At 53.3% G+C, this 26,245-nt stretch carries 17 protein-coding genes; 6 read left to right on the forward strand and 11 right to left on the reverse strand.

Annotated features, from left to right (window positions below; genetic code table 11):
* Positions 1 to 242 precede the first annotated feature (242 nt).
* The 8 genes from trhP to SK39_RS19820 all read right to left on the reverse strand — a co-directional run bounded on the left by trhP (position 243) and on the right by SK39_RS19820 (position 13,213).
* Positions 243 to 1,604 (reverse strand): prephenate-dependent tRNA uridine(34) hydroxylase TrhP, encoded by a 1,362-nt coding sequence (gene trhP, locus SK39_RS19785; RefSeq protein ID WP_003844346.1) that lies wholly within the window; start codon positions 1,602 to 1,604, stop codon positions 243 to 245.
* 159 nt (positions 1,605 to 1,763) lie between these two features.
* Positions 1,764 to 2,096 carry a YegP family protein gene (locus tag SK39_RS19790; RefSeq protein ID WP_003841759.1) on the reverse strand — a complete coding sequence of 111 codons (333 nt, stop codon included), beginning with the start codon at positions 2,094 to 2,096 and terminating at the stop codon, positions 1,764 to 1,766.
* Positions 2,097 to 2,231: 135 nt separating this feature from the next.
* On the reverse strand, positions 2,232 to 2,954 hold the full coding sequence (gene baeR / locus SK39_RS19795) for an envelope stress response regulator BaeR (protein ID WP_003036797.1): 723 nt from the start codon (positions 2,952 to 2,954) through the stop codon (positions 2,232 to 2,234).
* Positions 2,951 to 4,354 (reverse strand): envelope stress sensor histidine kinase BaeS, encoded by a 1,404-nt coding sequence (gene baeS / locus SK39_RS19800; protein ID WP_003844344.1) that lies wholly within the window; start codon positions 4,352 to 4,354, stop codon positions 2,951 to 2,953. The genes baeR and baeS overlap by 4 nt, the downstream gene beginning before the upstream one ends.
* Positions 4,354 to 5,766 (reverse strand): MFS transporter, encoded by a 1,413-nt coding sequence (mdtD, locus tag SK39_RS19805; protein WP_003036790.1) that lies wholly within the window; start codon positions 5,764 to 5,766, stop codon positions 4,354 to 4,356. The genes baeS and mdtD overlap by 1 nt, the downstream gene beginning before the upstream one ends.
* Positions 5,763 to 8,843, reverse strand: coding sequence for a multidrug efflux RND transporter permease subunit MdtC (mdtC, locus tag SK39_RS19810; RefSeq protein ID WP_044701897.1), 3,081 nt, complete (start codon positions 8,841 to 8,843; stop codon positions 5,763 to 5,765). The genes mdtD and mdtC overlap by 4 nt, the downstream gene beginning before the upstream one ends.
* Positions 8,844 to 11,966, reverse strand: coding sequence for an MdtB/MuxB family multidrug efflux RND transporter permease subunit (locus SK39_RS19815; RefSeq protein ID WP_048217342.1), 3,123 nt, complete (start codon positions 11,964 to 11,966; stop codon positions 8,844 to 8,846).
* Positions 11,966 to 13,213, reverse strand: coding sequence for an MdtA/MuxA family multidrug efflux RND transporter periplasmic adaptor subunit (locus SK39_RS19820; RefSeq protein WP_048217343.1), 1,248 nt, complete (start codon positions 13,211 to 13,213; stop codon positions 11,966 to 11,968). Before SK39_RS19820 ends, SK39_RS19815 begins: the two co-directional genes overlap by 1 nt.
* A gap of 278 nt (positions 13,214 to 13,491) precedes the next feature.
* Here SK39_RS19820 and SK39_RS27185 point away from each other — a divergent pair, with 278 nt between their 5' ends.
* Positions 13,492 to 13,551, forward strand: coding sequence for a type I toxin-antitoxin system Ibs family toxin (locus SK39_RS27185; RefSeq protein WP_106672390.1), 60 nt, complete (start codon positions 13,492 to 13,494; stop codon positions 13,549 to 13,551).
* Between the two features lie 99 nt (positions 13,552 to 13,650).
* On the opposite strand, the gene yegD is transcribed toward SK39_RS27185, so the two are convergent.
* Positions 13,651 to 15,003, reverse strand: a complete 1,353-nt coding sequence (gene yegD / locus SK39_RS19825; protein WP_048217344.1) for a molecular chaperone — start codon at positions 15,001 to 15,003, stop codon at positions 13,651 to 13,653.
* 136 nt (positions 15,004 to 15,139) lie between these two features.
* On the opposite strand from yegD, the gene alkA reads away from it, so the two are divergent.
* Positions 15,140 to 16,009, forward strand: a complete 870-nt coding sequence (gene alkA / locus SK39_RS19830) for a DNA-3-methyladenine glycosylase 2 (RefSeq protein WP_003841772.1) — start codon at positions 15,140 to 15,142, stop codon at positions 16,007 to 16,009.
* Here alkA and SK39_RS19835 read toward each other — a convergent pair.
* A complete protein-coding gene (locus SK39_RS19835) occupies positions 15,977 to 19,306 on the reverse strand; it encodes a diguanylate cyclase (RefSeq protein WP_032948115.1) in 3,330 nt (1,109 codons plus the stop codon). The two genes, alkA and SK39_RS19835, sit on opposite strands and share 33 nt — an antisense overlap.
* 315 nt (positions 19,307 to 19,621) lie before the next feature.
* Between SK39_RS19835 and udk the strand changes: the two genes are divergently transcribed.
* The 3 genes from udk (at position 19,622) to asmA (ending at position 22,816) form a co-directional block, all read left to right on the forward strand.
* Positions 19,622 to 20,263, forward strand: coding sequence for a uridine kinase (udk, locus tag SK39_RS19840; RefSeq protein WP_003036776.1), 642 nt, complete (start codon positions 19,622 to 19,624; stop codon positions 20,261 to 20,263).
* 91 nt (positions 20,264 to 20,354) lie between these two features.
* On the forward strand, positions 20,355 to 20,936 hold the full coding sequence (gene dcd / locus SK39_RS19845; RefSeq protein WP_003036774.1) for a dCTP deaminase: 582 nt from the start codon (positions 20,355 to 20,357) through the stop codon (positions 20,934 to 20,936).
* A gap of 26 nt (positions 20,937 to 20,962) precedes the next feature.
* Positions 20,963 to 22,816, forward strand: a complete 1,854-nt coding sequence (gene asmA, locus SK39_RS19850) for an outer membrane assembly protein AsmA (protein WP_003844331.1) — start codon at positions 20,963 to 20,965, stop codon at positions 22,814 to 22,816.
* A 44-nt stretch (positions 22,817 to 22,860) separates the two neighbouring features.
* Here asmA and SK39_RS19855 read toward each other — a convergent pair whose 3' ends face one another.
* Complete coding sequence (locus SK39_RS19855; protein WP_003841782.1) at positions 22,861 to 24,444, reverse strand: TerC family protein; 1,584 nt, start codon at positions 24,442 to 24,444, stop codon at positions 22,861 to 22,863.
* A 656-nt stretch (positions 24,445 to 25,100) separates the two neighbouring features.
* On the opposite strand from SK39_RS19855, the gene SK39_RS19860 reads away from it, so the two are divergent.
* A complete protein-coding gene (locus tag SK39_RS19860; RefSeq protein ID WP_032936707.1) occupies positions 25,101 to 26,240 on the forward strand; it encodes a polysaccharide export protein in 1,140 nt (379 codons plus the stop codon).
* The last annotated feature ends 5 nt before the right edge of the window (positions 26,241 to 26,245 follow it).

Raw genomic sequence — 26,245 nt, forward strand, 5'->3', positions numbered from 1 at the left:
AATGCCCGGTTTTTTTTCGCCTGAAAGTAAAGATTTGAATTGGGGAGATTCGGAGAGTTTAAACGGCAGGCAAAAAATAAGCCTGCGTAAGGGAGATTACGCAGGCTAAGGAGGTGGTTCCTGGTACAGCTAGCATTTATGGGTTATGTTTTTCAGCGGAGTGGATAATACCCTTAATGAACGAAACGGTATGTGATCGATTTCTAAGAATCTTCCGAACGCTGAAAAATAACCGTAATTAACTACTTAGCATGCGGGTTACGTGTGGACTCACTGGCAAAATTACGCATCAACAATGCATAATTCAGATCGATATCCTCTGGTACAGGCATCCACACGGTGTAACCATCGCCCGGCGCAACTGGCATGGCTTCGCCTTTCGCGTTTTCCATCTGCTCGAGAGTAAAGTTGATATTGCCTTGTGGGGTCATCAGCTCCAGGCTGTCGCCGACGGTGAATTTGTTTTTTACCAGCACGGCCGCCAGTTCACCTTTACGTTCGCCGGTGAATTCGCCGACAAACTGCTGACGCTCGGAAACAGAGAAGCCGTATTCGTAGTTTTGATAGTCGTCATGTGTATGGCGGCGCAGGAACCCTTCGGTGTAACCACGATGCGCCAGGCCTTCCAGCGTTTCCAGCAGTTGTGGGTCGAACGGTTTACCGGCTGCAGCATCATCAATGGCTTTACGATAGACCTGCGCGGTACGTGCACAGTAATAGTACGACTTGGTGCGGCCTTCGATCTTCAGGGAATGCACGCCCATCTGCGTCAGGCGCTCAACGTGGGCAATGGCACGTAAATCCTTCGAGTTCATGATGTAAGTGCCGTGTTCGTCTTCGAATGCGGTCATGTACTCACCCGGGCGCTGGGCTTCCTCAATCATAAAGACTTTGTCTGTTGGTGCGCCAATACCCAGCGTGGGTTCGACGTTTTGTACCGGGATAGGCTCGTACTTATGCACGATATTGCCCACTACATCTTCTTTCCCCTCCTGCACGTTGTATTCCCAGCGGCAGGCATTGGTACAGGTACCCTGGTTTGGGTCACGCTTGTTGATGTAGCCAGAGAGCAGGCAACGGCCGGAGTAGGCCATGCACAGCGCGCCGTGAACGAAGATCTCAAGCTCCATATCCGGCACCTGGGTGCGGATCTCTTCAATCTCTTCCAGCGACAGCTCACGGGAGAGGATCACGCGGGTCAGCCCCATCTGCTTCCAGAACTTCACCGTCGCCCAGTTTACGGCGTTAGCCTGTACCGAAAGGTGAATGTCCATGTCAGGGAAGTTTTCGCGCACCAGCATAATCAGACCAGGGTCTGACATGATCAGTGCATCCGGCCCCATTTCCACCACCGGTTTCAGATCACGAATGAAGGTCTTCAGCTTGGCATTATGTGGGGCAATGTTAACCACCACATAGAATTTTTTACCCAGTTCATGGGCTTCATTAATACCGAGCTGCAGGTTTTCGTGGTTGAATTCGTTGTTGCGTACGCGCAGTGAGTAACGCGGTTGGCCCGCATACACAGCGTCTGCGCCATAGGCGAAAGCGTAACGCATGTTTTTCAGCGTTCCCGCCGGGGAAAGGAGTTCCGGTTTAAACATAATTTTCTCATTCTGATGACAGGTCAGACTCGCCCCACTCAATGAGGCGGTTAGGGGAGTGCCCCCATATTAAGGGCGGGCATTGTAGCGCTGCAGGGAAGGCAGGTAAAGAAAAACGCCGGGCGACAGCGTTGCGTTACCCGGCTGAGCGAGTAATTATCAGGTCTTATCTTTTATCGTCTGACTGACACCATTGGTCTTAACCGAAGTAATACCGGTCTCGCGTGACTGTTCATTCGCATACAGTTGACTGCTACCAATAATCTGGTGGTTTGCAGCTTTCAGGTTGAAATGTAATTTTCCATTAGCCGCTGTTTTTTTCTCATAACGCTCATCCAGAGGGCTGTTAGCCTGGACAGATGCGATCCCTTTTTCCGCAGCGCCTTTGGTAGTGTAAAGCTCGCTGGTAAGGATTATTTCCCCGTTCCCAGCTTTAAGAACAAAGCGGTACTGATCATCGCTACTTTTACTTAATTCAAACCAACCAGCCATATGAACTCCTTGATTAAAAGTTTTAGATCAAACAGTTATTGACGACAGTGTTGTCAGAAAGAGTATGAGCGATATTTGGAGAGTTGCTAGTCACCAGGGCCCCATGAAGCAGCGGGCCCTGAAGGGCAGGAGTGTTTAAGCAATTCGGCAGGCGTCGGCTTCCCAGCGATACCCCACGCCATAGACCGCGCGGATAAACGACTGCTCAGCATCCAGCGACTCCAGCTTGCGTCGCAGGTTCTTAATATGGCTGTCGATGGTGCGGTCGGTAACGACGCGATAATCGTCATAGAGATGGTTAAGCAATTGTTCTCGGGAGAATACTTTTCCCGGCTCATGTGACAACGTTTTAAGTAAGCGGAATTCAGCGGGTGTTAAATCGAGCATCTTCCCACGCCAGGAGGCCTGAAAACGGCCTTCATCGACGATAAGCGGGCTTTCTGCATCCATTTGTTGTAGTTCGCGCTGCGGTTTGCATCGGCGCAGGATCGTTTTAACACGCGCGACGACTTCGCGCGGGCTGTACGGTTTACAAATATAATCATCTGCACCGATCTCCAGCCCCAGCAGGCGATCAATCTCTTCGATTTTAGCGGTTACCATCATGATGGGGACTTCTGAGAAGCGGCGGATTTCCCGACACAGGGTCAGACCATCGGTACCGGGCAGCATCAGATCCAACAAGATCAGATCGGGCGGTGTTTGGCGCACGTAAGGCAGAACCAGGTCGCCGTGGCTGATGAGCGTAGGAGCGTAGCTCGCTGCCCGCAGGTAGTCGATGAGCAGTTGCCCCAGCTTGGGTTCGTCTTCCACGATCAGAATACGCGGTGTGTTTTCATCAATGGGTAACTCAGTCATACATCTCTCTGTAAATCGCGTTCCAGCGGTAACTCTACTGTAATGCTAACCCCACCAAAAGGCGAATGGGCGGCGCGGATCAGACCATTATGCGCTTGTACGATATTGACGCAAATCGCCAGCCCCAGCCCGGAACCTCCGCTGGCGCGGTTACGCGAGCCTTCGGTGCGATAAAATCGTTCAAACAGCTTCTGTAACTGCTCGTCACTTACGCCGGGAGCGGAATCCGCGAAGGTTAATAACACCATGCGTTCGCGTTGTTCGGCGCTGATGTGCAGCCCGCCGCCGCTGTCGGTGTAGCGCAGGCTGTTTTCCAGCAGATTGTTGAACAACTGCATCAGACGATCCCTGTCGCCAAATACCGTCATGCTGTCCGGGAGCGAGAGTTGAATCGTCAGTCCACGGCTGGCAAAGCGTTCACGAAATGCGCCGCTTGCCACCTCAAGCAGCGGGATAAGATCCAGCGATGATTTCTGATAGGCCAGCGCGCCTTCATCTGACATGGAGAGCTGATGAAGGTCGTCAACCAGTTTGGTGAGCGTACCCACTTCAGCCTGCAAAGAAGCAACGGAGTCGGGCGTGAACTGGCGGACGCCATCCTGAATGGCCTCCAGTTCACCGCGCAACACCGCCAACGGCGTGCGCAGTTCGTGAGAAATGTCGGCCATAAAGTCACGACGCATCTGCTGGTTTTTTTCCAACGTACTGGCGAGCTGGTTGAAGTCCTGCGCCAGCTTGCCTAGCTCATCCGTACTGGTTGGCGTAACGCGAGTGGTGAAATCGCCCGCCGCCAGTTTGTGCGTGCCTTCCACCAACCGTTTAACCGGGGCCAGCAGGCTGCGCGCCAGCGTAAACGTTGCCAGCGCAGCCAGAATCGTGGAGAGCGCGACGATAAGCCAGCTGGAACGTCTTTGCTGCATGTCGAAATTGATATCGGTATTACGCGTTAAACGCTCCACCGGAGAGGCAATCACAGCACCCACTTCGCTACCGTTGACGCGGATGGGATGGCGCATACCGTCGCGGGGGACAGGAGCCCGCGGGCCGACCAGTACGTGGGCATTTTGATCGACAACCCAAAACTGTGTACGCCAGCCGTGTGGCGGCATGCCTGGACCCGGTTTATCATCGTCGTTGTCGTGTTCAAAAGAGCGCAGGATCTGGAAAACAAAACGATCGTTATTGCGTAAGAATCGCCAGTTGCCGTGCTGCGCGTACTGCTCGCTTAACGCATCGCTGAGCATTTGCAGCCGCTGTTCGTTACCGTGCTTAATATAGTCGATAAAACCGCGTTCGAAGCTTATGCGTACAGCCCAGTGCATGCTGATCAGCAACACAATGCAGGTGGCGAAAATCGCCAGAAACAGTTTGCCGGTGATACCGGGCCGCCAGAACTTCATCAGGTGCTCCTTTTGCGTCGTGAAATCACCGCATTGGTTTGCGTGTCGTTCGGCACGCGGGCAAAAATAATGGCGGGCAGCGCAATAATGAATGCAATGCACAGCCAGGTATACATAAAGACGCTATGCGTACTACCGCTGTCGATGGCGATATGTTGCTGGCCAAACATGCCTAACAGCAGACCCGCGATGGTCACCCCGATACTCATCGACAGCTGCATGATCATCGACAGCAAGCTGTTGCCGCTGCTGGCGAGATCGTCAGGCAGATCTTTTAACGTCAGGGTATTCATGGATGAAAAGCGCGTTGAGTTGACCATTCCCTGTAAAAACAGCACGAAGGGCAAGGCGTAATACCAGCCCAGCAGTGCCGTGGTCATTAGCAACAGACTGACCAGCGACAGGCCAAGCGTGGTGGTAATCAGTACGCGACGATAACCAAAGCGGTTAACGACCTGCACCACAATGCGCTTCATGCCCATACTGCCCAGCACCATCGGGATCATCATCAGTCCGGCATGAAACGGTGAAAAACCGAGGCCAATCTGTAAAAACACCGGCGTCATAAACGGCAGCATACCGCTGCCGATGCGTCCGGCAAAACTGCCGAACAGACCTAGCGAGAAGGTCGATGTGCGAAACAGATTCAGGCTAAACAGCGCGCGGGGATTTCGATGGGCGTGTTTCAGATACAGCGCAATAGCCAGCACCCCGCAGATGACCAACGCCGCCAGCGTGATACTGGAGAGACCTGTTCCTTTGCTGCCATCGAGCGCCAGCGTCAGAACCGCCATACCGACCGCCAGCATCGCGAATCCGGAGAGGTCGAAGCGTCGGGTTTGCATGGTGTAGTTGGGCATCAACATTAACGTCGCTATCGCGCCGACAATGCCTACCGGAATGTTAATCAAAAAGATCCAGTGCCAGGAGGCGTATTCAACCAGAATTCCGCCTAACGCTGGGCCCAGCAGCGGGCCGATTTGACCGGGTAAAGTGACAAACGTCATCGCCGCCATATATTGCTCACGCGGGACGATTTTCATCACCGTCAGCCTGCCGACTGGCACCATCATCGCACCGCCAACGCCTTGTAAGACGCGCGCCATCACCAGCTCGTTGAGCGTGCTGGACCCGGCGCAAAACAGCGAGCCAAGCGTAAACAGGATAATGGCGGTGAAGAAGATATTACGCACGCCAACTTTGTCCGCCAGCCATCCGCTGGCGGGCAGCATCACGGCAACGGTTAAAACATATGACACTATGACCATATGCATGTGTAACGGGCTTTCCCCGAGGCTTGCCGCCATCGAGGGAAGCGCGGTATTAACGATGGTGGTATCCAGCGACTGCATAAAAAAACCAAATGCCACAATCCAAAGTTGCCAGCGGGTGCTGTCGGGAAGTTCTGTCATAACTCTGCTACCGGTTTGCTGTTTTTACGCGAAAAACGCAGACGCAGACGGTCGAAAAAGAGATAGACCACAGGCGTGGTGTACAGCGTCAGGAGCTGGCTCACGACCAGCCCACCGACAATGGTTATCCCCAACGGCTGGCGCAGCTCAGAGCCATCCCCTGCGGATAACACTAACGGCAGTGCGCCAAATAACGCCGCCAGCGTGGTCATCATGATTGGGCGAAAGCGCAACAGGCAGGCCTGGAAAATAGCTTCTTCCGGTTGCAGCTTACCGTTTCTCTGCGCTTCCAGCGCAAAATCGACCATCATGATGGCGTTTTTCTTCACAATTCCAATTAATAGCATGATCCCTATCAGGGCGATTAGGCTGAACGGGGCATTGAACAGCTCCAGCGCCAGCAAAGCCCCGACCCCTGCCGAAGGTAGCGTGGAGAGAATGGTCAGCGGATGTACATAGCTTTCATACAGCATACCCAGCACGATATAGACGGTGGCGATGGCGGCGATAATCAGGATCACCTGCGAGTTCATAGTGTCCTGAAATACCTGGGCGGTACCGGCAAAGCTGCCACGAACCGTGGAGGGGACGCCGAGCTGGGTCATGGTTCTGTTGATGGCCTCTGTCGCTTCTGACAGTGAAGAACCTGTCGGCAGGTTAAACGACACGGTTGAGGCGGCAGATAATCCCTGATGGTTTACCGACAGTGGGGCATTCGCTGGCTGCCATTTGGCAAAGTACGATAACGGGATCGCTTTACCGTCATTGTTGATGACGAACATTTTGTCCAGTGCGCTGATGTCCTGGGTGTAACGTCGATCGACCTCCATCACCACTTTGTACTGGTTCATCGGCTGATAGATGGTTGAAATTTGTCGCTGACCAAAGGCGTTATTCAGCAGGCTGTTGGCGGCTGCCACGTCGATCCCAAGACGAGACATGGTGTCGCGATCGTAAATCAGATTCATCTCCGCGCCATTGTCCTGCTGATCGGAGTTGACGTCCGCCAGTTGGGGCAGGGCGGCAAGCGCCTTACGGATCTTCGGTTCCCACTCACGCAGCGCCGCCAGATCGTCGGACAGCAATGTGTATTGATAGCTGGCGTTGGCCTGGCGTCCGCCAACGCGGATGTCCTGCACCGCCATCAGAAACAGATTCGCACCTGGTTCTTTTGAAAGCGCAACGCGCAGGCGGTCGATCACCTGCTGAGCGGTTTCACGGCGCTCATCGCGGGGCTTGAGGGTAATAAACATCATCCCGCTGTTAACCCGTGACCCACCGGTAAAGCCGGTGACATTGTTCACCGCCGGATCGTCGCGGATGATCTTCATAAAATCCTGCAGTTTACCGCGCATCGCCTGGAAAGAGATGCTCTGGTCAGCCTGGATCCCTCCCATCAATACGCCCGTATCCTGCTCTGGGAAGAAGGTTTTGGGGATGGAAATATAAAGCCAGATATTCAGCGCAATGGTGCCGAGTAATACCACGCCGACCAGTCGCGTGTGGCGCAGTACCCATTTAAGTGAAGTGCCGTAGCTTTGCTGCAGCGCTACCAGCACGCGACCAAATCCCCGTTTACGCGACTGTTCACGCGGGGCGCTGGATTTAAGCATCCAGCCGCACATCATTGGCGTTAATGTCAGCGACACCAGAAGCGAGATACCGATGGCAACCGACAGCGTGACGGCAAATTCGCGCAGCAGGCGTCCAGGCAATCCGCCCATTAACAGCAGCGGCAGGAATACCGCCACCAGCGACAGGCTCATGGAAAGCACGGTGAATCCCACTTCGCGCGTACCCTGTAACGCCGCCTGGAGTGGCTTCATTCCCGCTTCCAGGTGGCGGGCAATATTTTCCAGCACCACGATGGCGTCATCTACGACAAATCCCGTGGCAATGGTTAACGCCATCAACGACAGGTTGTTCAGGCTGAATCCGCACAGATACATGGCGGCAAAGGTACCGATCAGCGAGACCGGAACCGCTACCGCGGGGATCAGAGTCGCACGCCCGGATCGCAGGAAAACAAAGACCACCAGGATAACCAGCGCCACGGAGATAATCAGCGTCTGTTCGACTTCCTCTAGTGAAGCGCGAATGGTCGGTGAACGGTCCTGGGCGATTTGCAGATCGATGGCGGCCGGGACCAGCGTTTGTAACTCCGGTAATTTGGCGCGAATGCTATCTACCGTCTGAATAATATTGGCTTCCGGTAGCTTGCGGATCATCAGCAGAATGGCCGGTTTGGCGTTGGTCATCCCCGCGTTACGAACGTCCTGTACAGAGTCGGTTATAGACGCAACATCACCCAGTCGCACCGCTGCGCCGTTGTTATAGTGGATGATAATAGGTTGATATTCGGCGGCGGTTTTCAGCTCATCGTTAGTTTGTACCTGCCAGCGATGGGTATCATTCTCGATAGCACCCTGCGGCTTACGCACGTTGGCATTGTCGATCGCGCTACGCACGTCGTCCAGCGACACGCCCTGGTTAAACAGCGCCTGCGGGTTGAGTCCTACCCGCACGGCAGGCAGAGAACTGCCTCCAACGTCCACGTCGCCCACACCGTCGATTTGCGCGATGGTCTGCGCCAGTTGTGTTGATGCGAAATCGTACAGTTCACCCTGCGAGTAAGTGTCCGACGTCAGCGTCAGGATCATGATTGGCGCATCGGAAGGGTTAGCTTTGCGATACGTTGGTCGGCTCGGCATCCCGCTGGGCAGCAGGCTTTGCGCGGCGTTAATCGCGGCCTGAACGTCCCGCGCCGCGCCATTGATGTCACGGTCGAATTTGAATTCGAGAATAATACGCGTACTGCCAAGCGAACTACTCGAAGTCATTTCGTTTACGCCCGCGATGCGGCCCAGCGAGCGCTCCAGCGGAGTTGCGACCGAAGACGCCATCGTTTCAGGGGAGGCACCGGGTAATGATGCGCTGACCATAATCACCGGAAAATCCACCTGCGGCAGCGGAGCGACCGGCAGCAGACGAAAGCCCAGAATACCGCACAGGGTGATAGCCACCGAAATGAGAATGGTCGCCACCGGCCGATGAATGAAAAGCGCGAAAAATTTCATTTACGCTTCCTCTTCCTGACGCGGGAAACGGCTTTTCACATACAGCGACAGACGGTCAAACAGCAGATAAATTACCGGAGTGGTAAACAGGGTTAATACCTGACTCACAAGCAGTCCACCGACCATGCCAATGCCTAACGGACGGCGTAACTCTGCGCCCACACCGGTACTTAACATCAGCGGCAACGCGCCGAGCAGTGCCGCCAGCGTAGTCATCAGAATTGGGCGGAAACGCAGCAGACAGGCCTGGAAAATAGCATCGCGCGGTGCCATGCCTTGTTCGCGCTCCGCGGCAAGGGCAAAGTCGATCATCATGATGGCGTTTTTCTTGACGATACCGATGAGCAAAATAATGCCAATAATCGCGATGACGTCCAGTTCGCTGCCGGCAATCATTAACGCCAGCAGTGCCCCGACGCCCGCCGTCGGCAGCGTGGAGAGAATAGTAATTGGGTGAATAAAGCTCTCATACAGCACGCCGAGCACGATATACATCGCCACAACCGCAGCCACAATCAACCAGATGGTATTTCCCAGCGCGGCCTGGAAGGCGAGCGTGCTGCCCTGGAACTGGGTCGTAATATTTGCGGGCAGGTTAAGCGTTTTTTCGGCGTCCAGAATCGCCTGTACCGCATCACCCAGCGAATGTTCGTCTGGCACGTTGAACGAGATGGTGGTGACCGGGAACTGATCGAGGTGGTTAATCGACAGCGGGGCAAAACGCTGTTCAATACTGGCGATCGCGCTGAGCGGTACTATGCCACCGTCGCTACTGGTCAGACGTATTGTATCCAGTGCCGCAAGCCCCGGCGTATTGTTGGTGTTATGTTCTAACACCACGCGATATTGATTTGCCTGGGTGTAAATAGTCGAAATCAAACGCTGGCCGAAGGCGTTGTACAGGGCGTTGTCGACATCTGACATGCTGATGCCCAAACGGCTTGCACTGTCGCGATTGACGTTCACATACGCTACCAGCCCTTTGTCCTGCCAGTCGCTACTGACATCGGACAGCTGCGGTAGCTGATTTAGTTTTGCTATCAGCTGTGGCACCCAGGTGCTGAGGGCATCAAGGGATGTCGCTTGCAGCGTGAATTGATATTGCGTCCGGCTCACCTGAGTATCAATCGTCAGATCCTGAGTAGGCTGAAGATAAAGGTCAACTCCGGGAACCCTGTCAACCGCGTCCTGTAAGCGCGCAATCACTTTCTGCACCCGATCGTCACGTTCATCCAGTGGTTTAAGGTTGATTTGCAAACGCGCGCTGTTCAATGCCGGATTAGTACCATCCACACCGACAAAAGCGGTCAGGCTCTCTACCGCCGGATCTTTAAGGATGACATCTGAAACCTGACGCTGGCGCTCGGCCATGCTGGCGAATGAGCTGGACTGCGGTGCCTGTAGCGTACCCTGGATAATGCCGTTGTCCTGGATTGGGAAGAAACCTTTGGGGATGAAAACCCATAGCATGACGCTCAATGCCAGCGTGCCGAGCGCTACGCTCAGCGTCAGACACGGGTGGTTAAGTACTTTTGCCAGCCAATGACCGTACCCGGCGATGACGCGATCAAACATTCGCTCTGAGGCGCGGGAGAAGCGATTTTGCTTACGCAATGAGGCCTGATTCAGCATACGCGCGCACATCATCGGCGTAAGAGTGAGCGAGACAACGGCAGAAATCAGAATCGCCACCGCCAGCGTAACGGCGAATTCACGGAACAAGCGCCCGACGATATCGCCCATGAATAGCAGTGGGATCAATACCGCAATCAATGAAAACGTCAGAGAGATGATGGTAAAACCAATCTCGCCTGCGCCCTTCAGGGCAGCAGTCAGCGGTTTTTCGCCTTTTTCGATATAGCGTGAAATATTCTCGATAACCACGATAGCGTCATCCACAACAAAGCCTGTCGCGATGGTTAGCGCCATTAAGGTCAGGTTGTTGATGGAGAAATCAAGAAATACCATCACCGCGAAGGTGCCGATTAACGACAACGGTACGGCGACTGCAGGAATAATCGTCGCCGGAACATTGCGCAGAAACAGGTAGATAATCATCACCACCAGCGCTATCGCCAGCATCAACTCGAACTGGGTGTCTGCAACAGAGGCACGAATATTGGTGGTACGATCGGAAAGTACGCTGACCTTAACCGATTTGGGCAGGCTTTCGGTGAGTTGTGGCAGCATCTGGCGGATACTGTCTGCCGTGGCGATGATGTTCGCCCCAGGCTGGCGCTGCACATTCATCACTATAGCTTGTTGCTTATTTGCCCATGCACCCAGCCAGCTGTTTTCTGCTCCTTGTTCGACGGTAGCGACATCGCCCAGACGAACCGGCGCACCGTTTTTATAGGCAATAATGAGCTGACGATATTCATCTGCGGACTGCATCTGGTCGTTAGCTGAAAGGGTAACGGCGCGCGTTGGGCCATCAAGACTCCCTTTTGCTGAATTGACGTTGGCACCGGTAATGGCCGTACGGATGGTTTCGCTGGTCAGACCGAGTGCGGCAATGGCCTGAGCGTTAAGTTTCACGCGGACCGCCGGACGTTGCCCACCGGAAAGTGTTACCAGACCCACGCCGGATACCTGAGAGATTTTCTGCGCGACGCGGGTTTCGACCATATCTTCCACCTGCGTCATCGGCATGGCGCTGGAAGTGACCGCCAGCGTCATGATCGGCGGATCTGCCGGGTTTACCTTGCTGTAGACCGGAGGGTTAGGTAGATCGCTAGGTAATAAATTGGTGGCGGCGTTAATCGCGGCCTGAACTTCTTGCTCGGCAACATCCAGCGGGAGCGTCAGTTGAAACTGTAACGTAACGACCGATGCGCCACCGGAGCTTTGTGATGACATCTGTTTTAAGCCAGACATCTGGCCAAACTGACGTTCAAGCGGCGCGGTTACCGCCGAGGTCATAACGTCCGGGCTGGCGCCAGGGTAGAGCGTCACGACCTGAATCGTGGGGTAATCCACTTCAGGTAAGGCGGCGATTGGCAGAAAGCGATAACCGATAATACCGGCAAGCAAAATCGCGACCATCAGCAGCGTAGTGGCGACGGGGCGCAGAATGAACAGGCGCGATGGTCCGCCTGTGTTGTCAGGAGGTAACACCTGCATCAGGAGTTGGCTCCTTTTTTGCCGTATCCGCGTGGCGCTGTTTTCTCATCGGAAACAGAGGCGTCGTGCGCCTCAACGACTTCGACTTTTGCGCCTTCCGTCAGACGGTCAATACCGTCAGTCACGACCCGATCGCCTGCGGACAACCCAGCGGCGATCACCACTTTTTGGCTGTCCTGAATACCCGGTTTAACCAGATGCTTGCTGACTTTGTTGTCGCTGTTCAATACCCAGACAAAGTGCCCTTCGTTGCCCATCTGCAGGGCTGCTGTTGGGATCACAACGGCATTTTGCTGCGTGTCGACCAGCATGCGGGCGTTGACGAACTGGTTAGGGAATAACGCATCATCCTGATTGTTAAAACGGGCTTTAACTTTGATGGTTCCTGTAGTGGCATCAATCTGATTGTCGAGACTGAGCAGGACGCCTTCACTCAGTTTTTGTGAATTGGTTCGGTCCCAGGCTTCGACCTTCAGCTGGCTTCCCGATTTTTGTGCCTGCAACACGGTAGCAATTTCGTTTTCAGGCAAAGTAAATATCAGGTCGATGGGATGAGTTTGCGTAATGACGACGATCCCGGTGGTATCGCCGCTGGAAATTTGGTTACCGACATCGACCTGCTTCAGGCCGACACGACCATCGACAGGTGCGGTTATCCGGCTCCAGTCGAGCTGCAACTGAGCGCTGGCGACACTGGCTTCATCCGCTTTGATTGTGCCTAACGTCTCATTGACCAGCGCCTGCTGGGCATCCAGCTCCTGGCGGGAGACCAGATTGGTTTTAACCAACTGTTGATAGCGGGCAAGATCGCGACGGGCATTCGCCAGCGTGGCTTTATCTTTTGCCAGTTGTCCCTGCGCCTGAGCCAGAGCGACTTTGAACTGGCTGGGATCTATCTCTGCCAGCAGGTCGCCGGCTTTTACCTGTTGTCCTTCCTCAAAGTGTAAGGCAATGAGCTGACCGTCCACCCGGCTACGTACCGTGGCGGTATTGGCGGCAGTAATGGTACCCAGCCCTGTCAGGTAACGTGGAACGGCTTCCTCGGTGGCGGTGGCAGCCTGCACGGGAGCCAACGGTCCGGAGCGCATTCCACGGCGTGCCGACCCAGGCGTGTGCTGCGCTGGTTTGGTAGCGCCCGGTGCGGTTTCCTGGGAAGCGCTGCGGCTTTGCCAGAACCAGATGGCGGTGACGGCGGCCACGACGATCACGATTGCTATCACCCAGCGGGATTTATTACTGCCTTTCATTGTTATGAGTTTCTCATCCTGAAACGATTCGCGGAATGATACTAGTTTAGCCAGCGAACAAGGGAGAAAAATGGAGGAATTATGAAACACTGTCGGGATTCGTCTGAATGCTGACGCGGCTTTGCGAGGCGTTACGCAACAATTTGCGGCGAAAATAGCGAATGCGTCATTGCGCGTTAGAGTGCGGTCAAGGCAAAAGGAGGTAAGCCAGAGATTTCAGCGGGACGCTGGAACGGGAAAGCCCCTCCCGAGGAAGGGGCCAAAATAAGGAAAGGGTTATGATGAAGTACGTCATCATACTGGTGATACTCTTAGTCATTAGCTTACCGGCTTACTAAGACACCAGGGGGAGGGGAAACCTTCCCTAACCCTCACTCCTGAAAATAAGCCACAGCAACGGTGATGTCAATACGCACACCTTTCAGCTTGCGAGCCGCTTAGCGGAAAACAACCTCAGCCCAGCGGGCCAGACCGGCGGTGACAGAACCGAAGTCATCGCCACCCGCGATAGGGATCCCTGGAAGCTGCTGGGCGAGGGCTTTTTTAATCAGCGGTGAACGCGCGCTGCCGCCGGTCAGATAAATCACGTCCGGTTTTTCCTGCGCGTTGTCCAGCGCCAGTTGGACCTGCTCCAGAATGCGCGCCAGGGGCTGATTGAGCGCGGCCTCCAATCCATGTTGACTAATATCGGTTGCCAGCGTGTCGCTGATAAACGGTATCGCAGCCGTTACAATGGTCTGGTCGGAAAGCGCGATCTTGCTCTCTTCTGCGCTGCGCACCAGGCGATAGCTCAGACGCTCGCGCCAGACTTTAAGCAGCAAGGCTACTTTATCGGCTTCTTTCGCGTCGCGGACAAGATCGTTCAGTAAACGACCGTTGGCGCTGCTGTAGAAATCACTTTGCGCGGGAACATCGTTGATCGCGACCGCGTTCCACCAGGGGAGAATCGGTAAGGCGATCCCTTTTTCAGTCTCACCGCCCATACCTAGCAGCGGCATCAGGTGTTTAAACGCCAGCGCGATATCCAGATCGTTCCCGCCTACACGGCAGCCACTGTGTCCCAGCAGGCTGTTTTCGCGATCGGCGCGCTGATGCCATTGCGGCCCCATCAGCAGCAGTGAACAGTCGGTCGTACCCCCGCCAATATCTACCACCAGCACGCGTTTCTCATCCTGCAGTGTGGCTTCGTAATCCAGCCCCGCTGCTACCGGCTCGTACTGGAAGACGACATCCTGAAAACCGGCACGTTTGGCCGCACGTTCAAGAATCCCCTGCGCCTGGGTGTTGGCGTCATCGCCACCTAATCCCTGGAAGTTGATGGGGCGACCAATTACGGCCTGAGTGATAGCTTCCGGCAATTGGCTTTGCGCCTGGTTGCGAATGTGCAGCATCATTGCACAGACCAGATCTTCAAACAGCGCAACTTGCTGCGGCTTCAGACCGCTGGCACCCAAAAATGATTTTGGCGATTTAACGAAGTACACCTCTTCCGGGTCTTCAATATACTGACCCAGCGATGTCAGACCGAACTGCACGCTGTTGGCGTTAACGTCGATGTCCTCTTCGCGATTGTAGCGCATCGCACGGCGAAGCAGCGCCTGTGTTTCATCGTCCGTGGTTGGAACGTCGTGATGGCGATACAACCACTCGCTAACCGCTTCGCGCGTTGGTGCGCACAGCATTGAGGGTAGCAGCGTGCTGTTATTTTCCATTTTGAGCAGGTGGGGCTGCCCATCACGCATAACGGCCACTGAACAGTTTGCCGTACCGTAGTCAAAACCAATAAACACCGTAAAAATCCCCATGCCAGTGAAGAAGGGGCGTGACTTTAACGAATAGTTGACGCCCCGACAACTGGAATATGAAAGCAAGGCGTACTGATTGAATACCGTTTATGCTGTAAGTTTGCTTTAAAAGGAAAACCGAATGTTCACGCTGAGCTGGCAACCGCCTTATGACTGGCCCTGGATGCTGGGATTTCTTGCCGCCCGTGCGGTTGAAGGTGTCGAAACCGTAGAAGAACTGAGTTATGTCCGAAGTCTGTCCGTAGGGGAGCATCGTGGTCTGGTGAGCGTTGTCCCGGATCTGCACGCCAACGTGCTACACGTGACGTTGAGCTCAGGGTTACAGCCTGTAGCCTCTGAGTGCCTGGCAAAAATAACGCGCTTGTTCGATCTTTCCTGTTGCCCGCAGCAAATTGTCGGCGCGCTGGGTAACCTCGGCGCGGCGCGTCCGGGATTGCGCCTGCCGGGATGTGTCGATGCTTTTGAGCAAGGGGTACGGGCGATTTTAGGGCAGTTAGTCAGCGTGGCGATGGCCGCGAAACTGACAGCGAAAGTAGCGCACGCTTATGGCAATACGCTGGAGGATGCGCCCGAGTATGTATGTTTTCCCTCTCCAGAAGAGCTTGCCAACGCCGATCCGCTGCACCTGAAAACGTTAGGAATGCCGCTCAAACGCGCTGAAGCGTTGATTCACCTTGCTCATGCAACCCTTGAAGGAACGCTCGCGACAACAGCCCCTGCCGATATCGAACAAGGCGTTAAGCAGCTACAAACATTTCCCGGGATAGGGCGCTGGACCGCCAACTACTTTGCGCTGCGCGGCTGGCAGGCGAAGGACGTTTTTCTGCCGGATGATTATCTGATTAAGCAGCGTTTTCCCGGCATGACACCAGCCCAGATCCGGCGGTATGCAGAGCGCTGGAAACCCTGGCGCTCCTATGCGCTGTTGCATATCTGGTATACGGATGGTTGGCAACCGTCAGTTGATGGCGAAATTGCTGGTATTCAGTAGCAGATCCAGCGGTTGGGCGTCGGCAATAATATCGCCATAAATCATATCAATACCGATGCCTGAAAGCGTATCCATGATGAGCGGCAGTTGCACCGGACCGGCGATGGTTTTTATGTCCAGGCGCTGAGCATGACCCTGGATAATGGACACCCACATTTCGTCGATCAGGTTGCCGGGAGCGCTGGCACTTAGCTCGCTGTCGAGCAACAGGTAATCGACAATGTGATATTTCAGGTTGTCAAAAAGCTCTAAGTCGCGACCAACCTGACTTAACACAATTCGACAACCGTACTGGCGCAGTCGATGCAGTGCGGATACCGCCTGCGTTGGGTTTGTTTTGATGACGCTTGATGGAACGGTCAGATGCAGCAATCGTGGCGGTAGCGGGCTGCGTTGCAAGTGCTCCAGCAGCTCATCTACCAGCTCTGTGTTGAGCAGGCCGGCGGCGGAAAGGGGCAGGGCAATACTGAGGCCCTTGTTGGCGACAGCCGGGGCAGCACTCTGGAAGAACTCGCCGAATACCCGACGATCGAGCGCTTGACTCAACGTGGGATCGACCAACCCGGCATGGAAGGCTTGATCTTCAATGACTTCACCCTCAGCGGTGCCTAAGCGAAGCGAGATAATCCAGAAGCTAAAAGTCTCCGGTATACGCGGAGAAGCAACGCCTCTGGCGATCATCAGCATAGGGTTGTGTGTAATAGTGTGTCTTTGTTCATCCAATGACAGTTGGCTACGCGCGGCATGGGCCTGGCTTTGCTGAGGTTCATAGACACAGACTCGCCCACGGCCGCTGTTTTTCGCCGCGTAGCAGGCGATATCGGCCTGAGACATAACGTCAGTCGCGACATGGTTTTTCTCATCAATCAGCGTAATTCCCGCACTGGCGCCAATACGGTGCAAACGGCCTTCCCACATAAATTGGTAATTGTTAATAGCACTGATGATGCGTCCTGAGATAAAGCGGGCGCTTTCGATATTACAATCCGGCAGCAACAGACCAAACTCGTCGCCGCCAAGGCGCGCCAGCATATCGCTGGATCGCAACATGCTGAGCATAAGCGCAGAGAGTTCACGCAGCAGGGCATCGCCGGCGGCATGACCCGCGCTGTCGTTCACCGCTTTAAAACGATCCAAATCGATAAAAACCAGTACATGGCACTGGCGCGTGTCGTGTACTGAATGCAGCAATTGTTTTAGATGGTTTTCGAAGCTGACCCGGTTTGCCAACTGCGTCAGGTCATCATGTGAGGCACTGTAGCTAAGCTGGCGGAGCATCTTCCGTGACTCTGTGACGTCCTGAATAACCAACACCGAACCAATGCTGCCGCCGTCAAGGGTGCTGAGGGGCGTGATGCTGTACTGAATGTCATAACTGTTGCCATTACGACAATGCAGGACCACTTCCTGCTCGATTGCCGTACGCGACATGTCAGCACTGTAGATATTTTCCATCAGCGGACCGTTCTCGCCAAAAGTAATATGTAGTACCGTCAATAGCGGAATGCCGATGGCACTGTCCTGCTGCCAGCCGCTCATTTTCTCAGCGACCGGATTCATAAAGGTCACGTTCATATAGACATCAATACAAATTACCGCTTCGCCGATTGAGTCCAGCGTAATGTGCAGGCGCTCTTTTTCCTGATACAGCGCTTCGTTAAGCTGCTTCACTTCGGTCATATCCATATTGATACCAAGTAAGCGTTCAACTTCACCGTCTTTATTCAGCACCCGGTTGGCCAACGAGCGGATATGGCGTATGCCATCTTTTACTGCGATACGAAACTCAAGCTTAAACGGAACCCGCGCGGCCAGCGAATCACGAATCACATTTTCGGCGTACTCGCGATCTTCGGGTACAACGCACTCATACCAGACTTGCCAACTGGGTTTGATATGTGCGGGAACTTCATACAGATCGAACATCCGTTTATCCCAACTGATCACGTCAGGCTGCAGTTCCCATTCCCAAATCCCAATACCCCCGGCTTCATTGGCGAGGGTAATGCGTTCCATCAACCGTTTGTTAATCCACTCGGTATGCTTCAGGTCGTTAATGTCCTCAACCTGCGCGATAAAGTAGAGTGGAGTGTTGTCGCTATGACGCACCAGCGAAACGGCCAGCAACGCCCAGACGACGTCGCCCGCGCGGGTGTAATAGCGTTTTTCCATGGAATAGCTATTAATCTCTCCGCGTGCCAGCATGTTGAGCTGTTCAAGGTCGTTGTTCAGATCTTCCGGCCAGGTTAACTGCTGGAAGGTCAGCGAACGTAGCTCCTCCTGGCTATAGCCCAGAAACTGGCACAAGGCTTTATTGGCCTGTAGCCATTGCCCCTCGGTGCCAACCAGTGCCATGCCAATCGCGGAATATTCCATGGCGTTGCGAAAGCGTGACTCGCTTTCTGAAATGTTCTTGCGTTCGGCTCGAAACGCGTACATCACCATGGTCATCATGTTGGCGGGCAACAGGATCATCAAAAACGGCAACCAGGGGATGTCCGTCATCATGTTCTGTTTCGGGGTGTAAAGCAGTGAAGGGGCGGCGGCCAGCATCAGCGAAACCATCATCACGGTGCTGAGGAATATTAAAAACGCCTCCATACGCGGCAGACGGACAGCGCTCCACATCAGCAGGACAATAACGCAGGTAAATGGCCATGGAATGTACATCATGGATAGCCAACTGAACGTTAAGGTCACCAGAAGCGTAATCAGGGTCTCAAGCAATAATCGCGGGTCGCGATGGCGCAGCAGGTAATGTGGTTTAAACAGCAAACCTAACGGCACCAACGCCAGTGCGCCAATGGATTCTGACAGTACCCAAATGAGAAAGGTATTTAACGTAGTTTCCTTCGGCAACAACATCCACATCAATACGCCGCCCAGCAGTGGCGGAACAACCGCGCTGCCAAATGCCAGACGCGCCCAGTCGTTAAGATTTTGTAAGGGATTGTACCAGGGCAGCAGTTTACGCAATAACATTGCGCCAACAACAGCCTCAATAATGTTAATGACCGTATAGGAGAAATTAAGCGACTGTCCGGGGAAGAAGAGTAAAGAGGCGCCGATGCTACCGAATGAGCAAGCCAGCGCGATCCCAGGCCACATCTTTCCAGCGTGACGGTAAAAAGCCACCATCATGATAGAGGTTGGAAACCACAGCGGTGCAAGCTGTGCGCCGTAACGTGACAGTTCCAGCGAAAACAACGTAAAGATGAAAGCCACCAGACCTAAACTGGCCAGGCGCAGTAGAGGATGGGGTAAGGTAACTAAAACATGTTGGGATTGTTTACTCATTACCACTCTACCCAAATAGCCGTTGTCGCCCAGCAGAGATGCCGGACGCATCACATTTAATCTGGGATTATGCTAGTACAAACAATTTACAATTTATACGCCAGCTGCTCATAAATTAACACTCCCAAGCTATTAATTCCTAAGGCAGGTGAATAAATATAGCGGCTGTTCTAAATCTGACCATTTTAATTTGCGACAGGGACAGCATTGGTGCAGCCTGGGGTGGCATCGCGCCGCTGAAATCCCTATAATTGCCGCGTTTGGCGTTTCGGCGCCGCCCTTCCTTACATCCAGGTTAATCAGGTCGCTAAATTTATGACTGATCAGTCCCATCAGTGCGTCATTATCGGCATTGCCGGCGCATCGGCTTCCGGCAAGAGCCTTATTGCCAGTACTCTTTATCGCGAATTGCGTGAACAAGTCGGTGACGAACATATTGGCGTTATTCCCGAAGACAGCTATTACAAAGATCAAAGCCATCTGTCGATGGAAGAACGTGTAAAAACCAACTACGACCATCCGAACGCGATGGACCATAGCCTGCTGTTTCAACATCTGCAAACGCTGAAACGCGGCTCTGCCATTGAACTGCCGGTATATAGCTATGTTGAGCACACGCGTACGCAAGACACTATTCATATCGAACCCAAGAAAGTCATCATCCTGGAAGGCATTTTGCTGCTGACGGATGCGCGTTTGCGTGACGAGATGAACTTCTCTATTTTTGTTGATACGCCGTTGGATATTTGCCTGATGCGCCGTATCAAGCGGGATGTGAACGAACGTGGTCGTTCAATGGATTCGGTGATGGCGCAATACCAGAAAACCGTCCGGCCAATGTTCCTGCAATTTATTGAGCCTTCAAAACAATACGCCGACATCATTGTGCCGCGCGGGGGTAAAAACCGCATCGCCATCGATATTCTGAAGGCTAAAATCAGTCAGTTCTTTGAATAAGTTCAGCGAATTGTGTACCGTTCAGTGATAACCTGGTTCACCCTTAACGCACCTGGCATTAAGGGTTTGAAGCACGAAAGGAGAAAGTGCCATGCGTTTATGTGACCGAGATATTGAAGCCTGGTTGGATGAAGGTCGCCTGTCGATCAATCCACGCCCTCCTGTCGAGCGAATCAATGGCGCCACGGTAGATGTGCGTCTTGGCAACAAATTCCGTACGTTCCGCGGTCATACGGCGGCGTATATCGATTTAAGCGGACCGAAAGATGAAGTCAGCGCCGCGCTGGATCGCGTGATGAGTGATGAAATCGTCCTCAAGGACGGCGAAGCCTTTTTCCTGCATCCGGGGGAACTTGCACTGGCGGTAACATTCGAATCCGTGACACTGCCTTCCGATCTCGTCGGTTGGTTAGATGGCCGTTCTTCGCTGGCTCGTCTGGGACTGATGGTACACGTCACCGCTCACCGTATCGATCCGGGCTGGTCTGGCTGTATCGTACTGGAGTTTTACAACTCCGGAAAATTACCGCTGGCTCTGCGTCCGGGGATGCCGATTGGCGCGTTAAGTTTCGAACCGCTTTCCGGTCCGGCAGCGCGACCCTACAACCGTCGTCAGGATGCGAAGTATCGCGACCAGCAGGGCGCCGTTGCCAGCCGGATCGATAAAGACTGAGTGTTTATCAGTCCATTGGGGATAGCATGAGACGATTTCTGACGACGCTGATGATTCTTCTGGTCGTGCTGGTGGCCGGTTTTTCTGCGTTAGTACTGTTGGTGAATCCGAATGATTTCCGCGCGTATATGGTCAAGCAGGTTGCCGTACGTAGCGGGTATCAGCTGCAGTTGGATGGCCCCCTGCGTTGGCACGTATGGCCGCAACTGAGTATCCTCTCAGGGCGAGTGATGTTAACGGCTGAAGGCGCCAGCGAACCCCTGGTTCGTGCTGATAATATGCGTCTCGACGTTGCATTGTGGCCGCTGTTGAGCCACCAGCTCAGCGTGAAGCAGGTGATGCTCAAAGGCGCAGTGATTCAATTGACCCCGCAAACTGAGGCGGTACGGGGCAAAGATGCACCCGTTGCCCCAAAAGACAATATGTTGCCCGATCTGGCGGAAGACAAAGGATGGTCGTTTGATATCGCCCGTCTGCGCGTTGCCGACAGTGTTCTGGTGTTCCAACATGAAGACGATGAACAGGTTACCGTTCGCGATATTCGTCTGGAGATGGAACAAGATAGCCAGCACCGCGGCACGTTTGATTTCTCCGGGCGTGTGAACCGCGATCAGCGCGATCTCGCGTTATCCTTTAACGGTACGGTCGATGCCTCCGATTATCCGCACAACTTATCTGCGAATATTGAGCAGTTAAGCTGGCAACTGCAGGGGGCCGATCTGCCGCCGCAGGGGATTAACGGTCAGGGACATCTTCAGGCGCAATGGCTGGAAGAGAAAAAACAGCTTTCATTTAGCCAGATAAATTTGACCGCTAATGACTCTTCTTTCTCCGGGCAAGCGCATGTGGCCTTGTTGGAAAAACCGGAATGGGCCGTTGACCTAAAATTTGGTCAGCTCAATCTGGATAACCTGCTCGTACAACATGACGCAGCGGTGACAGCAAAAGGTGAAGTTCAGCAAGGTCAGAGTCAGTCAACGCTGGCGCGCCCCGTTATTGCTTCCCAGGTTGATGCTGTTTCGTATCAGGGACTCAAGGGTTTTTCGGCAGACATCGCTTTGCAGGCTGACAAAGTGCTGTGGCGGAAAATGGCGTTTGAGAATGTCTCGGCAAAAATAGACAACCGGTTCGGCTTACTGAACATTGCACAGTTGCAGGGAAAAAGTGATGGCGGGCTGATCTCATTGCCCGGCACGCTGGATGCCAGAAAGGGAGAACCGCGAGCGGTCTTTCATCCGCGCCTGGAAGGTGTAGAAATTGGCACTATTCTGAAGGCCTTTGATTACCCCATCGCACTCACTGGCAAGCTGTCGTTGGCGGGAGATTTTTCCGGCTCGGATATTGACGCCCAGGCGTTTCGTCACAGCTGGCAAGGGCAGGCCCATGTCGAAATGAACGATACGCGAATGGAAGGGATGAACTTCCAGCAGATGATACAGCAGGCCGTCGAGCGTAGCGGTGGAGATGCTAAAGCCCAGCAAAATATGGAGAACGTGACCCGTCTGGATCGTTTTGTAACCGATATGACGCTGGATAACGGTGAGGTAACGCTGGATAACATGGTAGGGGAGTCCGCTATGTTGGCACTGACCGGCAAAGGAACGTTAGATCTGGTGAAGCAGAATTGCGACACGCTGTTTAACATTCGCGTTCTGGGCGGTTGGGATGGCGAAAGTAAGTTGATTAATTTCCTGAAGGCCACCCCGGTTCCTCTCAGAGTCTATGGTCAATGGCAGTCACTGAACTACAGTCTGCAAGTTGATCAGCTTTTGCGTAAACATCTGCAGGATGAAGCAAAACGTCGCCTGAATGACTGGGCCGATCGCAATAAAGATTCCCGCAACGGCAAAGATGTTAAAAAGTTGCTGGATAAGCTCTGATTCATATTGCCGGATGGTGGCTAATGCCCCATCCGGCTCGTGACTTACACCTCGTAATCCATCTCTTCTTCACTGTGTAGCGGTATCAGCTGGACTTTTTGCACGCGATGATTTTCCACCTGCAGGGTTTTTAGCCGATAGTCGCCAACCTGGACTTCCTCCCCGGTTTTTGGGATGCGCTGCAAATATTCCATTAAAAGCCCGGCAATGGTGTGATACTCACGTTTTTCATCTAATGGGATAGGGACGTACTGCACCAGGTCTTCCAGCGGCATATGCCCGTTAGCGGTCCATGAACCATCGGCGTTTTTCTGAATATCATGGCGGGCGTCGATTTCCTCTACCTCGTTTGGCAGATTGCCGGCGATGGTTTCCATCACATCACTCAGCGTCACAATCCCTTCGACGGAACCAAATTCATCGGCTACAAACGCGAAGTGCGTCCGGGCGTTTCGGAACTGCTCAAGCGCCGGAAGTAGCGGCAGAGTTTCCGGGAACACCAGCGGCTGGCGAATCAGGACGCGCAGGTCGAGCGGCTCGCCGCGCAGAGACTGTTGCAGCAAATCGATGACATGCACCACGCCAAGCAGTTCTTCCTGCCCGTCTTCGCCAGTGACCACCAGACGCGTATGCTGGTTTTTTTCCAGTAAGGCGCGGATTTCTGCTTCGGGAGCATTGAGGTCGATGTGTTCAATATCGTGACGCGAGGTCATGATACTGCTGACGGTACGCTGATTAAGGTTCAGCACACGTTCAATCATCCTCCGCTCCTGAGGCGCGAAAATCTGACCTTCATGATGGTCCGCCAGCATTGCCGCGGTTTCGGCATCCAGTTCGGCATCTTCTTTTTGCCCGCTCAGCAGCCGCATTACCGCTTCGGCGGTGCGCTGGCGCAGAGTATGGTTGGCTGAGAGGAAGCGACGACGGTTAAAAATAGCCAACTGGTTCAATGCTTCGATCATCACCGAGAAGCCGATAGCCGCGTACAGGTAACCTTTCGGGATATGGAAACCAAACCCTTCGGCCACCAGGCTAAAACCAATCATCAGCAAGAAGCTCAGGCACAGAATAACGATAGTTGGATGACTGTTGACAAAGCGCGTCAGCGACTTGCTCGCCAGCACCATCAGGCTGATGGCAATAATCACCGCAGCCATCATCACGGCCAGGTGATCGACCATCCCAACAGCGGTAATGACGGAATCGAGAGAGAATATGGCGTCCAGCACCACGATCTGCGCGACCACACCCCAGAACTTAGCGCCTTTACGCTGGGTGGGATTGTCGCTGTCTTTTCCTTCCAGCCGTTCGTTGAGCTCCATAGTGGCTTTAAACAGCAGGAAGAAACCGCCGAACAGCATGATCAGATCGCGGGCGCTGAAGCTGAGATCGCGAATGCTGAACAGCGGCGTGGTCAGTGTTACCAGCCAGGATATTGATGCCAGCAGCAGCAGGCGCATAACCATCGCCAGCAGTAGCCCGGTAATACGCGCCTTATCCCGCTGGGCAGGAGGTAGTTTCTCCGCGAGGATGGCAATAAAAACAAGATTATCAATGCCAAGAACAAGTTCGATCACGATTAACGTGACCAGTCCGGCCCAGATTGACGGATCGGCAATCCATTCCATAGTAAATGCTATACCCATAGTTGTATGACAATTGTCACAATTCGATCATGGGTAAAACTGGCGAAAAATGCAATGGCGAGAGGGGATTTCTCTGTCGGTTATATCAGAACAGATGCAGGATAATAGCCTTAATGTCACTACAGGAAATTATTTTATTAATCTAGATATATTTAGGAAATATCGCAGGTGGGATGTTTTTATATCAATGTTGTCAACATCAATAAAATCCTAAAAATATACAAATCCAACGCTTAATATTAATCTTAAAAGCTTGGTATCGGTGGTTTGTTATCTTGCCTGATATTCGCTTAGCTGCAACAATTCTTGCGGTAATAATCAAAAGATAAATATTTCCTCATTAACCAGTGGTACGTATTCCCGATGCGTTGCCGCTGTAAATGTGATGAAAATAAAGGAGAAGATAAAAATTCAAATTAATCAGTGCATTGGTAGCTAGTGAAGCCAGGGGCGGTAGCGTGTCTGGTCGCCTGAAACAAGCCTAAATTATTCTGTCAAGAGACCGCAGATGAATTCATTTTTTTTAGGACTGATGCCAGTTAAATTCCATTTCAATTAACGGCAAGGTAAATACGTACAGGCGAAGTCGCTATTTAGATTGCATGTGATAATTACTCTGCCAAAGTGATAAATAATCAATGATGAAATCCAAACTTAAATTGATACCAGTATTGGTATCGGCAATCTTGATAAACGGTTGTACCGTGCTTCCGGGCAGCAATATGTCTACGATGGGCAAAGATGTGATTAAACAGCAGGACGCTGATTTTGATATCGATCGCATGGTGAATGTTTATCCACTCACCCCACGACTGGTAGAACAATTACGTCCTCGACCAAATGTTGCACAACCTAATATGTCGCTGGACCAGGAGATTGCCGGGTATCAGTACCGAGTAGGTCCGGGGGATGTCCTGAATGTGACCGTCTGGGATCATCCTGAACTCACCACGCCAGCCGGGCAGTACCGTAGCTCAAGCGATACCGGCAACTGGGTACAACCTGATGGCACGATGTTTTACCCCTACATCGGCAAAGTCAGCGTGGTAGGGAAAACGTTGGCAGAGATTCGTAGTGATATTACCGGGCGCTTAGCGAAGTACATTGCTGACCCGCAGGTGGACGTTAATATCGCCGCTTTCCGCTCGCAGAAGGCCTATGTCTCCGGACAGGTGAACAAATCTGGTCAGCAGGCCATCACCAACGTGCCACTTACCGTTCTCGATGCCATTAACGCCGCAGGCGGTCTCACCGAAGCGGCAGACTGGCGCAACGTTGTGCTGACTCATAAAGGGCAGGAGCAACGCATTTCACTGCAAGCACTGATGCAAAATGGCGACCTGAGCCAGAACCGACTGCTCTATCCTGGCGACATTCTGTTTGTCCCGCGTAATGACGATCTGAAAGTCTTTGTAATGGGGGAAGTGAAAAAACAGAGCACCCTCAAAATGGACTTCAGTGGCATGACGCTTACCGAAGCGCTGGGCAATGCCGAAGGTATTGATCTGACCACCTCCAATGCCAGCGGTATTTTCGTTATTCGACCATTGAAAGGCGAGGGCGGGAACAACGGCAAGATCGCCAATATCTATCAGCTTGATATGTCCGATGCGACGTCGCTGGTGATGGCAACATCATTCCGACTCCAGCCATACGATGTGGTGTACGTCACTACTGCGCCGGTTGCTCGCTGGAACCGTTTGATCAATCAGTTGCTGCCGACTATTAGCGGTGTTCGCTATATGACGGACACGGCCAGCGACCTTCACAACTGGTAATCGTC

Source organism: Citrobacter sp. BIDMC107, from assembly GCF_001037575.1.
Taxonomy (GTDB): Bacteria; Pseudomonadota; Gammaproteobacteria; order Enterobacterales; family Enterobacteriaceae; genus Citrobacter; species Citrobacter freundii.